This is a genomic window from Corynebacterium sp. HMSC056E09, assembly GCF_001813425.1.
In the GTDB taxonomy this organism is placed as follows: Bacteria; Actinomycetota; Actinomycetes; order Mycobacteriales; family Mycobacteriaceae; genus Corynebacterium; species Corynebacterium hesseae.
In genome coordinates, this window is the sequence record NZ_KV812517.1 from 1 (window position 1) to 241 (window position 241).

General features: G+C 53.5%; 1 protein-coding gene. It reads right to left on the reverse strand.

Annotated features, from left to right (window positions below):
• The coding region (locus tag HMPREF2912_RS13050; RefSeq protein WP_198530277.1) for a hypothetical protein at window positions 1-241 on the reverse strand (241 nt) is incomplete at both ends.

A 241-nucleotide genomic window follows, 5' to 3' on the forward strand; every position in this document is an offset into this window, starting at 1 on the left:
CAGTCTTGCCACCCGGCAAATCCGGATCCTCAATGGTCACGGTAATCGGACCATCAACCTTCTTACCCGGAGTAACGATGACCTTGCCGTCCTCGTCAATCTTGACCGGGACGTCATTCTTGTCCTCGTCCTTAGCAGAGACCTTGGTGTCCTTATCCGGGTTCGTGACCTTAATACCGGTGTCCTGCTCCTCATCAGTCGGATCAACCGGCTTCACACCAGAATCATCAACCGTGGTCTT